Source organism: Mesorhizobium sp. MC2-1-1 (assembly GCF_057597255.1).
Genome location: NZ_CP195205.1, coordinates 2,933,126 through 2,945,462 on the forward strand (window position 1 = coordinate 2,933,126; position 12,337 = coordinate 2,945,462).

The 12,337-nt window shown below is 63.1% G+C and carries 13 protein-coding genes; 6 read left to right on the forward strand and 7 right to left on the reverse strand.

Features of this window, described 5'->3' with window-relative positions; genetic code table 11:
• Window positions 1-111: 111 nt before the first annotated feature.
• From ACR64R_RS14570 to ACR64R_RS14590, 5 genes are all read right to left on the reverse strand, one after another.
• Window positions 112-879 (reverse strand): class I SAM-dependent methyltransferase, encoded by a 768-nt coding sequence (locus ACR64R_RS14570; protein ID WP_487362307.1) that lies wholly within the window; start codon window positions 877-879, stop codon window positions 112-114.
• 724 nt (window positions 880-1,603) lie between these two features.
• Window positions 1,604-2,233 carry a D-glycero-alpha-D-manno-heptose-1,7-bisphosphate 7-phosphatase gene (locus ACR64R_RS14575; protein WP_487362308.1) on the reverse strand — a complete coding sequence of 210 codons (630 nt, stop codon included), beginning with the start codon at window positions 2,231-2,233 and terminating at the stop codon, window positions 1,604-1,606.
• Entirely contained in the window at window positions 2,226-2,798 is a 573-nt protein-coding gene (locus ACR64R_RS14580) for a D-sedoheptulose-7-phosphate isomerase (protein ID WP_487362309.1), read from the reverse strand. The genes ACR64R_RS14575 and ACR64R_RS14580 overlap by 8 nt, the downstream gene beginning before the upstream one ends.
• A 7-nt stretch (window positions 2,799-2,805) precedes the next feature.
• Window positions 2,806-4,290: a D-glycero-beta-D-manno-heptose-7-phosphate kinase gene (gene rfaE1 / locus ACR64R_RS14585; protein ID WP_487362310.1), complete on the reverse strand. Its 1,485-nt coding sequence runs from the start codon at window positions 4,288-4,290 to the stop codon at window positions 2,806-2,808.
• 146 nt (window positions 4,291-4,436) lie between these two features.
• A complete protein-coding gene (locus ACR64R_RS14590) occupies window positions 4,437-5,069 on the reverse strand; it encodes a LysE family translocator (protein ID WP_487362311.1) in 633 nt (210 codons plus the stop codon).
• 168 nt (window positions 5,070-5,237) lie between these two features.
• On the opposite strand from ACR64R_RS14590, the gene rfaD reads away from it, so the two are divergent.
• The 3 genes from rfaD to waaC are packed head-to-tail and all read left to right on the forward strand — an operon-like array spanning window position 5,238 to window position 8,136.
• On the forward strand, window positions 5,238-6,185 hold the full coding sequence (rfaD, locus tag ACR64R_RS14595) for an ADP-glyceromanno-heptose 6-epimerase (RefSeq protein WP_487362312.1): 948 nt from the start codon (window positions 5,238-5,240) through the stop codon (window positions 6,183-6,185).
• Complete coding sequence (gene waaF, locus ACR64R_RS14600; protein ID WP_487362313.1) at window positions 6,158-7,165, forward strand: lipopolysaccharide heptosyltransferase II; 1,008 nt, start codon at window positions 6,158-6,160, stop codon at window positions 7,163-7,165. Before rfaD ends, waaF begins: the two co-directional genes overlap by 28 nt.
• Window positions 7,162-8,136 (forward strand): lipopolysaccharide heptosyltransferase I, encoded by a 975-nt coding sequence (gene waaC, locus ACR64R_RS14605; protein ID WP_487362314.1) that lies wholly within the window; start codon window positions 7,162-7,164, stop codon window positions 8,134-8,136. The genes waaF and waaC overlap by 4 nt, the downstream gene beginning before the upstream one ends.
• Window positions 8,137-8,289: 153 nt before the next feature.
• Here waaC and greA read toward each other — a convergent pair whose 3' ends face one another.
• On the reverse strand, window positions 8,290-8,763 hold the full coding sequence (gene greA / locus ACR64R_RS14610; RefSeq protein WP_027168132.1) for a transcription elongation factor GreA: 474 nt from the start codon (window positions 8,761-8,763) through the stop codon (window positions 8,290-8,292).
• Between the two features lie 260 nt (window positions 8,764-9,023).
• On the reverse strand, window positions 9,024-9,578 hold the full coding sequence (locus tag ACR64R_RS14615; RefSeq protein ID WP_487362315.1) for a tetratricopeptide repeat protein: 555 nt from the start codon (window positions 9,576-9,578) through the stop codon (window positions 9,024-9,026).
• 168 nt (window positions 9,579-9,746) lie between these two features.
• On the opposite strand from ACR64R_RS14615, the gene ACR64R_RS14620 reads away from it, so the two are divergent.
• The 3 genes from ACR64R_RS14620 to ACR64R_RS14630 all read left to right on the forward strand — a co-directional run bounded on the left by ACR64R_RS14620 (window position 9,747) and on the right by ACR64R_RS14630 (window position 12,284).
• Complete coding sequence (locus ACR64R_RS14620; RefSeq protein WP_487362316.1) at window positions 9,747-10,172, forward strand: DUF3775 domain-containing protein; 426 nt, start codon at window positions 9,747-9,749, stop codon at window positions 10,170-10,172.
• Between the two features lie 75 nt (window positions 10,173-10,247).
• A complete protein-coding gene (locus ACR64R_RS14625; RefSeq protein ID WP_487362317.1) occupies window positions 10,248-11,291 on the forward strand; it encodes an extensin-like domain-containing protein in 1,044 nt (347 codons plus the stop codon).
• Between the two features lie 162 nt (window positions 11,292-11,453).
• Window positions 11,454-12,284, forward strand: coding sequence for an extensin-like domain-containing protein (locus ACR64R_RS14630; RefSeq protein WP_487362318.1), 831 nt, complete (start codon window positions 11,454-11,456; stop codon window positions 12,282-12,284).
• The last annotated feature ends 53 nt before the right edge of the window (window positions 12,285-12,337 follow it).

Genomic DNA, 12,337 nt, shown 5'->3' on the forward strand with positions numbered 1-12,337 from the left:
TACCGGCAGTGATACCTGCTAGGCACCGACATCAAAGTGGACGGATGTGCTCAAAACCTCTTTGCGCGCCCTGCTGATTTGCGGCACAGCGCCAGCACCTGCAATACAAGTTTACAGCTTGCGTAATCGTGCCACCAGGCCGCGAAACCCGAATGGCAACCAAACCGTTTGGATATCGATTCGATCGGACCCAAATGCGCTTCGGTTCAAGAACTCCTCCAGTCCTTTTCGATCAAATGTCTGCTGGGTTTCAGGACCAATGAACTGCAACCTTCTCATGAAAGAGCAGTCCGTCGCATAGATCGACATGGTTCCTCCCGGGCGCAATACCCTGCGAGCTTCCGCGAGGGCGGTTCCTGTCGCTGAACAAAAATAGATCACGTTGACGGCAAGAACTTTGTCAACCGTGGCGCTTTCCAATGGTAACTGCTCGAAGCTACCCTGGATCAATTTCAGCTTTCCATCTTCAATTGCGGCCCGATTTCGAGCTTGGGCCTGACGAAGCATTGTCGGCGACCGATCTACCCCAATGATTGTACCCGTGCGCGCGAGCTTGGCCATCTTCTTGAGAGCCCAACCCGGTCCAAACCCCATTTCGAGCACGTCATCTTGTTCGGCGATGTCCAGCATTTCGATGGCGCGCACATTTGGCAGGTAGTTTATCAGGCCCATGACCGCTCCAGTCACACGCCCGCTCACACCCTCCGGTCTCGAAAATTGTTGCGCGATAAAGTCGTGCAGGCCCAGGGTGCCTATACCATCGAGGGGGACCTGCGGGTTAGGCATGCCTCGTAGAGCGAGGCCATCGTGCAAGGTGAATCCATCGATCCCTGGAACGAATGGTATCACGGGCAATTCCCGGGCTTTTTCATCTAACATTCATCGTTGCCTTTATTGCGGCACCTAGGACACCAGTTCGGTGTGGCGGTGTCCGAAAAGTGTCTGCCGAAATGGTGACGACAGCCGTCGTTGTAGCCGCGGACCCGCCCCCACATCCTATCAACCACCGTGTAGGCCGTCTCGATAGTCGAGGAGGAAAGCGGCACACTTCAGATGGGTCTTTTCGAGTGGAGCGAGAAATAACATCGCCGCGCTCGCGCTGCCGACGAACTCTGTACAGGGCCACCGATAGCAACGATCGGGACCGCGACGACCACAAGTGCCTTGGCTAGAATCAGCCGACGCAGTCCAGAAGTTTCAGCGGTTCCGTTCATCGCGATAGCTCCGTTCCGGAGCAATGGACGGTTGATATCACCAGCATCTTGCCGTCGGAATACAAATTCGTAAGGTCGATGATGCCTGCGCAGGCGCCCTTCTAGGGAATCGAGACGTTGAACATCACCATCCTGCCATGAGCGCCGCCTATCAGCCAGTTGGCGGAGCTCTGCAGCAAGCGGAACGCGTTGCGGATCAAGGTCAATAGTAGGCCGTCGCTCTGCTCACCCCAGAGCCAAGCGCACAACGAGGTATGCGACAAGGCCAAGCCCCGTTCTCACGTCGAGAGCGCTGCCTTTGCCGGCGGACAACCGGTGTTAGTGTGCCGGCTTCCGGAAATCACCCGCAAAAAGAACAGCCTAGGCTCTGGCTTTGAATCAATCTGCGATCAGAGCGACTGTATCGCGTTAAGCAGTCGATCAAGGTCCGTCGCGTCGCGCAACGGCGAAACTGAAAGCCTGCCCATCGTCGAGCCTTCGCCGTCGACGAGCCAACCGTGCGTAAGGCCGGCGCGCTGGGCGGCTTCCATGTCGGCCGGCTTGTCACCGACGATCAGCGATCGCTTCAGGTCGAGGCCAAGCCGTCGGCCCGCCTCGAGCAGCATGCCTGGATTGGGCTTGCGCATCGGGTGATCGGGTATCGCCAGCGCTCCGGTGCCGGCTTCGTGATAGGCGCAGGCAAGCACCATGTCGACAAGCACGTCTTGTTCAGCCAGCAGATCGAGCACCCGCCGATTGACCCGTGCAAACGCGTCCCAGCCGAAATAGCCCCGCGCGATACCCGACTGGTTGGTGACGACGACGACCGGAACGCCCCGCCGGTTCGCGGCTTCGATCACCGGCGCGATTTGGCCGCGTAGCACCATCGCGGCCGGATCGTCGGGATAGCCGGTGTCGACATTGATCGTGCCGTCACGGTCGAGGAAAAGCGCAGGCCGACCAACCGGAAACTCCGCGGAACCAATCCGCTCCACCCACAGGCCGGGCCCGGCCAGCGGAAAGCCCGCGTCCTCAGCCATTGCTGAGACGCGCTTCCACCGCCTCGCACAGATAGTGGTAGAGGCACAGATGCCCCTGCTGGATGATCGGCGTCGAGGTCGACGGCACGTTGAGCAGGATATCGGTCAACGGCGCAAGCTTGCCACCTGTGTCGCCCGTCAGGCTGATCACCGTCATGCCCATCATGCGGGCCTGCTCGGCAGCGGCAAGGATGCTCGGCGAATTGCCGCTGGTCGAAATCGCCAGGAGCACCGCGCCTTCCGACCCATGCGCCTCGACCTGGCGCGAGAAGACCGTGTCGAAGCCGTAGTCGTTGCCCCAGGCCGTCAGCACAGCGGCGTTCGCCGGCAGCGCGATGACGTTGTAGGCCTTGCGCTCCTTGAGGAAGCGGCCGACCAGCTCGCCGGCGATGTGGATGGCGTCGCTCGCAGAGCCGCCATTGCCGCAGATCAACAGCGCCTTGCCTTGGGAAAGCGCGGTCACGACGGTGCTCACCGCGTGCTCCATCTCGTTGGTGAGGTCACGTTCGACCATCGCCGAGATCGCCGCCGCGGAGCGGACGAGGTAGTCGTTCAAATCGGACATGGGATCCTCAGTTTGCGGCACGCAGCTTGCCGATCGTGTTCGTCGTGCTCTTGCCGGCGACGAGATCGACCAGCACCACGCGCCCGCCCGCCTTCTGCACCACATCGGCGCCGACCACGGTCTCGATCGTGTAATCCGCGCCCTTGACCAGGATGTCGGGCAAAAGCGCCTCGATCAGCTTCAGCGGCGTGTCTTCCTCGAAGACGACGACGGCATCGACCGACGCAAGAGCGGCCAGCACGCAGGCGCGGTCATGCTGGTTGTTGACCGGGCGACCCGGCCCTTTGAGCCGGCGCACCGAGGCGTCGCTGTTGAGGCCGAGCACCAGCCGGTCGCACTGGCTGCGCGCGGCATGCAGCAGGCTGACATGGCCGGCATGCAGGATGTCGAAACAGCCATTGGTGAAGCCGACGGTCAGCCCCTCGTCCTTCCACGCCGCGACCATCCTGGCAGCGGCATTGGCGTCGAGAATGGCATCGGTATGGGTCGTCGGCCCGTGCGAGCGGAAGAGCGCCCCGGCCAGTTCCTCGACGTTGAGCCTCGCGGTGCCGCGTTTGCCGACCACCACGCCGCCGGCCGCGTTGGCGATGACGGCCGCATGCACGCGGTCGGCGCCGGCGGCGAGCGAAAGCGCGAAGCTTGCGATGACCGTGTCGCCGGCACCGGAAACGTCGAACACTTCGCGCGCCTGGGTGGAGATGTGGCGGGCATCCTCGGCGGAAACCACGCTCATGCCCTTTTCGCTGCGCGTGGCGACGATGTATTCGAAGTCGTGCTCGGCGATGAGGTCGCGCGCGGCGGCCACGATCTCATCGTCGCTGAACACCTTGCGCCCGACCGCCTCGCCGAGCTCCTTGCGGTTCGGCGTGACCGCCGTCGCGCCGGCGTAACGCGCATAGTCGCGCCCCTTGGGATCGACCAGCACCGGCTTGCCGGCATCGCGGCAGATCGCGATCAGCTCGCCGGCGACGCCATCGAGCAATACCCCCTTGCCGTAGTCGGAGAGTATGACGATGTCGGCACGGCCAAGCGCCGCCTGGAAATGGTCGATGAGCTTCGCCCGCTCGGCGGAATTGAGCGCCTTGATCTCCTCTTCGTCGAAGCGCAGCACCTGTTGGTTGAGCGCACTGAAGCGGCTTTTCGACGAAGTCATACGGTCCTGGCTCTGCAGCAGCCCGTCGGTATCGACGCCGATCTCGCCGAGCATGCGCATCAGGCTGTTGCCTGCCTGATCTGCGCCGATCACCGAAACAGGAATGGCGGTCGCGCCGAGCGAAACGATGTTGGAGACGACGTTGCCGGCGCCGCCCATGTTCAGCGTCTCGCCCCGTCCATGCAGCACGGGGATTGGGGCTTCCGGCGAGATGCGCTCGATGACGCCGCTGACGAAGCGGTCGAGGATGAAATCGCCCACCACCAGCACGGTGGCATCGCCGAATCCGGCGATGGTGCGATGCAAAGGCTCGGGGGAAGGCAGATGCTGCTTGATCATCTCACTGGCGCACGCCTGAAGGCGGATTTTGGTCGGTTTGATGCCCGGGGTTTCCGGCACTTATCATGTTCGCGATGCCGATATACCGCAATTCGGATGAGCGCAACGGCAGGCTGACGAGGGCTACAACAGGAGCCGGCGAGCAATCAGCTCCTCTGCAAGGCAACATGGACACCGAGGCCGACCAGCACCGCGCCGCCAGCGCGCTGCATTAGTCGCTGCGCGCGTCCCGAACGCCGCAGCCGCGCAATCAGGGCGCCGGCAAGAAACACGCAAACGATGTCGGCCGAGGAGAACATCAGGTTGACGATGGTTCCCAGGACAACGAACTGCATCCACACCGGAAACGCCGCCGAGACATCGATGAATTGCGGCAGGAACGCCATGAAGAAGATCGCCGTCTTCGGATTGAGCACCTCGACGGTGATGCTTTCGAAAAAGGCGCGCCGGGCCGATTTCCGCTCGATGGTGGGCAGAGCCGCATCGCCGTCTGCCCGTTTACGGAACATGGAGACGCCGAGCCAGATCAGATAGAGAGCGCCGACGAGCTTGACCGTCAGATATAGCGGCGGCACCGCATGGAACAGGACGGACAGGCCAGCGGCGGCGGCAAAGACATGCACATAGCCGCCGAGATGGATACCGAGAGCCGCCGTCAAGCCAGACCAGCGCCCGCGCGCCATCGTCTGCGCGGCGGCATAAAGCATGGCGGGACCTGGGATGTAGGCGAAGATCGCCGTCGTGGCGAAAAACGCGATAAGCAGTTCGGTCGATGGCATTTTGTCTCTCACCATGTCGCCAGGCAGCGCGCCCGTCAGGCGGTTGGACGCGACTGAAGCGGGAGCTTTGCGGCCTCACTGTGGCGCGCCAGCTTGCCTGCTTTGTCGACACTCCCGCCCGCCTCCCTTATAAGGGCCGGAATCTGCAACGGAGCAAGGCTGAAAAGCATGATCATCGTTACGGGCGGCGCCGGAATGATCGGCTCCAACATCGTCGCCGCTCTCAATGCCGAGGGTCATGACGACATCGTCGTGGTCGACGATCTCACCGACGGCCACAAGATCGCCAACCTGGCCGACCTTCGCATCGCCGACTATGTCGACAAGGACGATTTTCTCGCCCAGCTCGACAATGGCGCCCTCGGCCGCATCGAGGCCGTCTTCCACCAGGGCGCGTGCTCGACCACCACCGAGTGGAACGGCAAGTTCATGATGGACGTGAACTACGCCTATTCGAAGCGGCTCCTGCATGCCTGCCTGGACCTGCGCGTGCCCTTCCTCTATGCCTCTTCCGCATCCGTCTATGGCGGCGGCAGCGACTTCCGCGAGGAGCCTGAGTTCGAGCGGCCGCTCAACGTCTACGCCTATTCGAAGAAGCTGTTCGACGACTACGTCCGCCGCAACGTCGACGCCAATCATTCGCAGGTGGCGGGCCTGCGCTACTTCAACGTCTACGGACCTCGCGAGGCGCACAAGGGCGCCATGGCGTCAGTCGCCTTCCATTTGTTCAACCAGGTCGAGCGTGGCGATAACCCGAAACTGTTCGGCGCATATGACGGCTTCGGCCCCGGCGAGCAGAGCCGCGACTTCATCCATGTCGGCGATGTCGCCGAGGTCAATCTGTGGCTGTGGAAAATGGGCCTGAGCGGCATCTTCAACTGCGGCACCGGCCGTGCCCAGCCGTTCCGCGCCATCGCCGAAACGGTGATCGACACGCTGGGCAAGGGGGAGATTGAATTCATCCCGTTCCCCGACCATCTCAAGGGCAGCTACCAGAGTTTTACTCAGGCTGATATGTCCCGCTTGCGCGCGGCCGGCTACAATGGCCAATTCCGCACAGTCGAAACCGGCGTCAGGGACTATGTCGAATGGCTGAAGGCCCAACGATCCTCGTGATCGGCCCACGCTGGGTGGGCGACATGGTCATGGCGCAGTGCCTGTTTGCGGCGCTGAAGGAAAAGCATCCTCACGCGGCCATCGATGTGCTGGCTCCGGCGTGGGCGGCGCCTCTGGTCAAGCGCATGCCGGAGATACGCAGCCAGATCGACTTTCCGTTGACGCCCGGAGCGCTCGAATTCCGCAGCCGCAGGCGCTTCGGCCGCTTGCTGCGCGGCCGCTACGACATGGCCTATGTGCTGCCGGGGAGCTGGAAATCGGCGCTGATCCCTTTCTTTGCCCGCATTCCGCATCGTGTCGGCTATTTGCGCGAAATGCGCTATGGCCTGCTCACCGACATCGTGCCGTTGCCCGAAACCCTGAAACGGCGCACGGCGCGCGCCTATTTCGGCCTCGCGCGCGGCGGCACGTTTCGCGCCCCGCATCTTGCCGTCGACCAGGCCAACCAGGCCGATCTGCTGGCGCGCTTCGGGCTCCCCGCGAGGAAATTCGTTGCCTTGATGCCCGGCGCCGAATTCGGCCCGGCAAAACGCTGGCCAAGCGACCACTATGCCGGGCTTGCCCGGGACATGATGGCAAAGGAATTGGGCGTCGTGCTGCTCGGCTCCAGGAACGATGCCGCCGTCACCGGCGAGATAGCGACGCTCGCCCCCGGCGCCATCGACCTTGCCGGCAAGACGCGGCTGGAGGACGCCATAGACCTCATCGCCGCGGCGAAGCTTGCGGTGTCGAATGACAGCGGACTGATGCATGTCGCCGCCGCCGTCGGCACGCCGATCGTGGCCGTCTATGGTTCGACCTCGCCGGAAAACACGCCGCCGCTCAGCGAGCGCTCCGAACTGATCTGGCTTCACCTGTCCTGTTCGCCCTGCCACAAGAAGATCTGCCCGCTTGGGCATCTCAACTGCCTGAACACGCTCGATGTCGCCCGCGTCACCGCCGCGGCCGAGCGATTGCTGACGGTCCCGGCAGCGGCATGAAGGTGCTGATCGTCAAGACGTCGTCGATGGGCGACGTCATTCACACCTTTCCCGCCGTCGAAGATGCCGTACGCAATCGGCCCAACATAGACTTCGACTGGTGCGTGGAGGAACCCTTTGCCGCGATCGTGGCGCTGCACCCGGCGATTGGAGTGATCCACAAGGTGGCGATCCGACGCTGGCGCAAGAAGCTTTTCAACGGCGGCACTTGGCGCGAGATGGCAGGGCTGCGCAAAACGCTTCGCGCCTCCCGCTACGATCTTGTCATCGACGCGCAAGGCTTGCTGAAATCAGCCTTGGTCGCCATCCAGGCTGGAGCGCCGATTGCCGGCTTCGACCGGGCTAGCGCCCGCGAGTCTTCGGCAGGGCTGTTTTATCAGCGCAGATATGCCGTGCCGCGCAACCTGCACGCCATCGAGCGCACCAGGCGGCTGTTCGGGCTGGCGCTTGGCTACCAGCCCGAGCTGTCGAGGCTCGAGTCAGGCATCGTGCCGCCGGCGGGCAACCTGCCCCGCATTGAAGGCAAAGCCGCCTTCCTGCTGCACGGCACGAGCCGCGAGGACAAGAAATGGCCGGTCGAGGACTGGGTCGAAACCGCGCGCCGACTGGCCGACCGGCAATTCACGCCGGTAGTCACCTGGTCGAATGAGCCGGAAAGGAAAGTGGCGCAAGCCATTGCCGGAGCCGTGCCGGAGACGGTGCTGGTTACGAAATCGCCGCTCGCGGATGTCGCCGCGATCCTCGGCCGCTCGACGCTGGTGATCGGCGCCGACACCGGCCTAACCCATCTCGCCAGTGCCTTCGGCCTGCCGACCGTCGCCATCTTCCTGGCGACGGAACCGGGTCTTACCGGCCCACGTGGAAAATTTGCATCGACCTTGCTTGCGCCGGCCGGGGGCAAGGTCACGCCGGCTGAGGTGATGGCGGAGGCGGAACGGCTGCTGGTGCTCAGTTCGAAAGCGCCAGCCTGAGGACCTTTTCGCAATAAGCTCCGGCCGGTCTAATGGCGTAGCGTTCGAGGAGCGGCCCATGCCGGCCGTTCTCATGTCATGTATGCTTCAGGCGAAAGGCCGGGAGCGCAGAGAACCACGCTACTCGGCCGCCTGAGCGGTGTCCAAGGCTCCTCAGATAAACTGGACCTGGACGATCTCATAACCACGAGCGCCGCCCGGGGCATTGACCTCGATGGCGTCGCCGACTTCCTTGCCGATCAGTGCCCGCGCGATCGGCGAGGAGATCGAGATGCGGCCGGACTTCACGTCCGCTTCCTGGTCGCCGACAATCTGGTAGGTCTTCTTTTCCTCAGTGTCCTCGTCGACCAGCACAACGGTCGCGCCGAACTTGACCTTGTCGCCGGAAAGCTTCGAGACGTCGATGACCTCCGCGCGCGCGATCAGATCCTCGAGCTCGTTGATGCGGCCTTCATTGTGGCTCTGCGACTCCTTGGCCGCGTGGTATTCCGCGTTTTCGGACAGGTCGCCATGCGAGCGCGCTTCGGAGATCGCCTCGATGATACGGGGACGTTCCTCCTGCTGGCGCCAGCGGAGTTCTTCCTTCAATGACGCGAACCCCTCGCCTGTCATCGGAACCTTGATCATAAGCCTGACCTTTCCTGCCGCCACCCCCGCGTTTCGGGAGCGGCCCTGTCAAATGGGTACAAAAAGAAAACGGTCCGGCAGCCTCGGGCTAACGGAACCGTTTCACCACAATTTCCCCGAATATAGCGATCTTCGCGCGATTTTCACGCCAAAAAATGAAGTTGGGCAAAATGATCACCGCTTTCGCGGGCCGGCTGGCCGCCAGCAAGAAAAAACCGGCTGCGAGTACTCGCAGCCGGTCGAGCAGTCATAAACTCCGTTCAGCTTCGCAGGAAATGATCGATCTGCTCGGACAGCATGCCGTATTCGCGCGAGCCCTTGCCGGTCCGCTTTTCGATTTCCTGCAGTTGCTGCTGCGCGCCGGCGAGATCGCCGATCTGCAGATGCGCTTCACCGAGATACTCGCGCACGAGTGTGTAGTTCGGATCGATCCTCAGGGCTTCCTCGTAGTAGCCGAGCCCGACCGTGACGCGGCCCGAATGGCGGTGCGAATAGCCGAGATAGTTGAGGATCCGTGGGTCCTGCTTGTTCTCGGCGAGCGTCAGTACAGAGATCGCCTCGTCATAGCGCCCGGCCATGGCCAGATCGTGGCCGGCCTCATAGATGCTGTCGTCATCCAGCATGCCATATTGCGGCTTCACGCACTTGTTCTTCTTCTTGTCCCAGACCTCGCCTTTCTTGCACTGGGTGACGGTCTGGCCGGCGCTGCTGCCGCCGGTGCCAGCGCCGCCGCTGTCGCCTGCCGTGAACGCGGGCGCCGCGAACAGCGGCAGGGCAGCAACAGCCATGACTTGAACAAGCAATCGTCTGCGCATCGAAGCCTCCTTATGGGCGTGGGAATGCCAGACTAACGCCTCTATGGCATTCTTTCATCCCGAAATACCGGCAGCGGCCCAACTATTTTGGACGGCTTTACCTCCGTACGTGACGCGCGCTGCAAATCCGCTATCATCGGTGCCCAGCGCATCACGTGGAGAAGGACCGTGCAGCAGCGCCTCGAGAAGGAGTGGGAACTTTCGATCGATCCGGACACGGTGCGCCTCCTCATCCTCAAGGCGAAGGCGCTGAGCGCCGCCGTCAACGAGGACTATGACGACGGCGCCGAGCATGAGGTCGAGTTCGACGGCGACGCGCATGCCAGCCACCACCATGACGGCCTTGCCGAGGAGGCTTCGGAAGATCTGACCGAGGAGGAATTCCGGGAGCTGATCGACGATCTCAACATCGACGAAGCGGCCGAACTGATCGCGCTCGCCTGGGTCGGGCGCGGCGACTATGACGCATCCGAATGGGCGGATGCGGTGGCCGCCGCCAGCGAACGCCCCAGGAAGCGCGCGGCCAAGTATCTGCTCGGCCTGCCGATGCTCGCGGACTGGCTGGAAGAAGGCCTTGAAGCCATAGGCGCGTAACGCGCCGGTAACCGATTGTGATCTGCAGGCCCGCCGGCGCAGGCAACTTCGCAACGCGACCGCCGTTTCCGGGCGATGGCAACGCTCGGCCTTTCACGACTTTGCAGACTGGCGCTGCCTTTGGTGGCTGCCGCGCTCGTGGTTACGCCGGCCCTGGCCAAGCATCATCATCGGTATAAGCGACACCTGCCGCCGGCCAGCCATAGCGCCACCCCGGCACCCGAAACGCCAGCGGCGGCTCCTGTCCCGGGATCACGCCCACAGGACAGGGAGAATGGCGCTGAGAAGTCCGGGTCCGACAAGCCGCCCGCGGACAGCAACGACGACTTACTCAACCAGGAGAAGTCGCGTCCGAAACGGGATGCCCACCCCCCAGGCTCGAACGGCCCTCAATCCGAGCCTCCGTCGGAATCCGAGCCGCAGACGCCGGACACCGTGCCAACGCCGCCGCTGAGGCCCGCCGAAGTGAACCCGGAGCCGCCGGAAACCCCGCCGCAACCACCGGAAAAGCCGGCTGATGCCGGCGAGAAGATGCTTCCCGATCCGCGTTCCACCGAGATGCCGGCCGGCAACATGCCGGCGGAGGAAACCGCATGCCGCGAGCGGTTGAAGGCGCTGGGCGTCGAGTTCGAGGAGCATAACGCCGAGCACGATCCAGAGATCGGCTGCTCGATCCCCTACCCCGTCGTCATAAAGACACTCGGCAGGTCCATTGGCATCAGTCCTGGCACTGAGCTCAATTGCCCGATGGCCGAGGCGGCAGCGCGCTTCATGGTCGACGTCGTCCAGCCCGCGGCAAAAGCCGAGCTCGGCGCCGACCTGCGGTCGATCGACCAGGCCTCGGCCTTTGTCTGCCGGCCGCGCCACGGCACCCGTAAACTGTCGGAACATGCTTTCGGCAACGCGCTCGACATCGCCTCCTTCACCCTGTCCGACGGCACCAAGATCGAGGTCGGCCCGACACCGACGGAGAAGGATGCGAAATTCCTCGACGCGGTGCGCAAGGCTGCCTGCGGACCGTTCAAGACAGTGCTGGGGCCGGGCGCCGATGCCGACCACACGCTGCATTTCCACCTGGACCTGGCCCCACGCCGCAACGGCGGTACTTTCTGCCAGTAGGCACGAAAGTTTCGGATCACCCCCTGGCAAGACCAGCGCCGCAATTCCGCCTCAGGCATGAATACCGGCGCTGAGCTTTCCTTTACTGTTGCGGATTATCCTTGAGCTATCCGAATCATGATCCCAATTGGGATCAGATCTTGGGGACAAGGATGCCTTTCAATGGCTCGAAGACTTGGCGCCATGCTATTAGCGGCGCAACGGGACAGGCGTGCGCGCGTCACGATCGCCGGACTGGCCGTTGGTGCTGCCATCGCGACAATATCGGCCTGCACCACGGGTGACGTCTTTGCGCTGCAGCCGGCCGTCGATGTCGGCAGCCAGACGGCAGCCGTGCCGCAGCCGGACGCGCCGCAATACTCCGGCATGCAGCGCCTCGTTCCATCCAATCCCTACCTGACCCAGGCCGCCTATCCGCGCATGGACGAGCCGATGTCGCCTCTCGAGCAGATGCCGGCCAGCGAAATCGACTGCCGCAACGAGTTGAAGCGTATGGGCGTGGTCTATCAGGACATCCAACCGATCCATGAGGGCCAGTGCGGCATCGATTTCCCGGTCAAAGTCTCGGCCATCGGCAGCGTCGCCATGAAGCCGGCGGCGACGCTCACCTGCAACATGGCCGCCACCTTCGCCGCCTGGACGAAGAACGAGCTGCAGCCAGCCGCCCGATGGCGCTACTTCTCCGGCGTCAAGGCGATCCACCAGGGCTCCAGCTATTCCTGCCGCAACATTGCCGGCGAAGGCGTCCTGTCCGAGCACGGCAAGGGCAACGCGCTCGACGTCATGAGCATAGAGCTCAACAATGGCGACGACATCGACGTGCGCAAGCCCGGCTGGTTCGCCTTCCGCACCCGTGGCTTCCTCAACAATGTGCGGGCCGACGGCTGCCAGTATTTCAACACTGTGCTCGGGCCGGGTTACAACTACGACCACCGCAATCATTTCCATTTCGACGTCAAGAACCGCAAAAGCGGCTACCGCGCCTGCCGCTGAGGCCGCTCTGCCCAAAAACGGCCAACACCGCATAAAATGGTCGCATGTGGATT

What these genes read in the sequence shown, in the direction of transcription:
- ACR64R_RS14580 (WP_487362309.1), bottom strand. Translation starts at nt 2,798, where the DNA reads ATGTCCGATTTGAACGACTACCTCGTCCGCTCCGCGGCGGCGATCTCG.
- ACR64R_RS14625 (WP_487362317.1), top strand. Translation starts at nt 10,248, where the DNA reads ATGGCAACGCTCGGCCTTTCACGACTTTGCAGACTGGCGCTGCCTTTG.
- ACR64R_RS14615 (WP_487362315.1), bottom strand. Translation starts at nt 9,578, where the DNA reads ATGCGCAGACGATTGCTTGTTCAAGTCATGGCTGTTGCTGCCCTGCCG.
- ACR64R_RS14590 (WP_487362311.1), bottom strand. Translation starts at nt 5,069, where the DNA reads ATGCCATCGACCGAACTGCTTATCGCGTTTTTCGCCACGACGGCGATC.
- rfaD (WP_487362312.1), top strand. Translation starts at nt 5,238, where the DNA reads ATGATCATCGTTACGGGCGGCGCCGGAATGATCGGCTCCAACATCGTC.
- rfaE1 (WP_487362310.1), bottom strand. Translation starts at nt 4,290, where the DNA reads ATGATCAAGCAGCATCTGCCTTCCCCCGAGCCTTTGCATCGCACCATC.
- ACR64R_RS14570 (WP_487362307.1), bottom strand. Translation starts at nt 879, where the DNA reads ATGTTAGATGAAAAAGCCCGGGAATTGCCCGTGATACCATTCGTTCCA.
- waaF (WP_487362313.1), top strand. Translation starts at nt 6,158, where the DNA reads ATGGCTGAAGGCCCAACGATCCTCGTGATCGGCCCACGCTGGGTGGGC.
- ACR64R_RS14630 (WP_487362318.1), top strand. Translation starts at nt 11,454, where the DNA reads ATGGCTCGAAGACTTGGCGCCATGCTATTAGCGGCGCAACGGGACAGG.
- greA (WP_027168132.1), bottom strand. Translation starts at nt 8,763, where the DNA reads ATGATCAAGGTTCCGATGACAGGCGAGGGGTTCGCGTCATTGAAGGAA.
- waaC (WP_487362314.1), top strand. Translation starts at nt 7,162, where the DNA reads ATGAAGGTGCTGATCGTCAAGACGTCGTCGATGGGCGACGTCATTCAC.
- ACR64R_RS14575 (WP_487362308.1), bottom strand. Translation starts at nt 2,233, where the DNA reads ATGGCTGAGGACGCGGGCTTTCCGCTGGCCGGGCCCGGCCTGTGGGTG.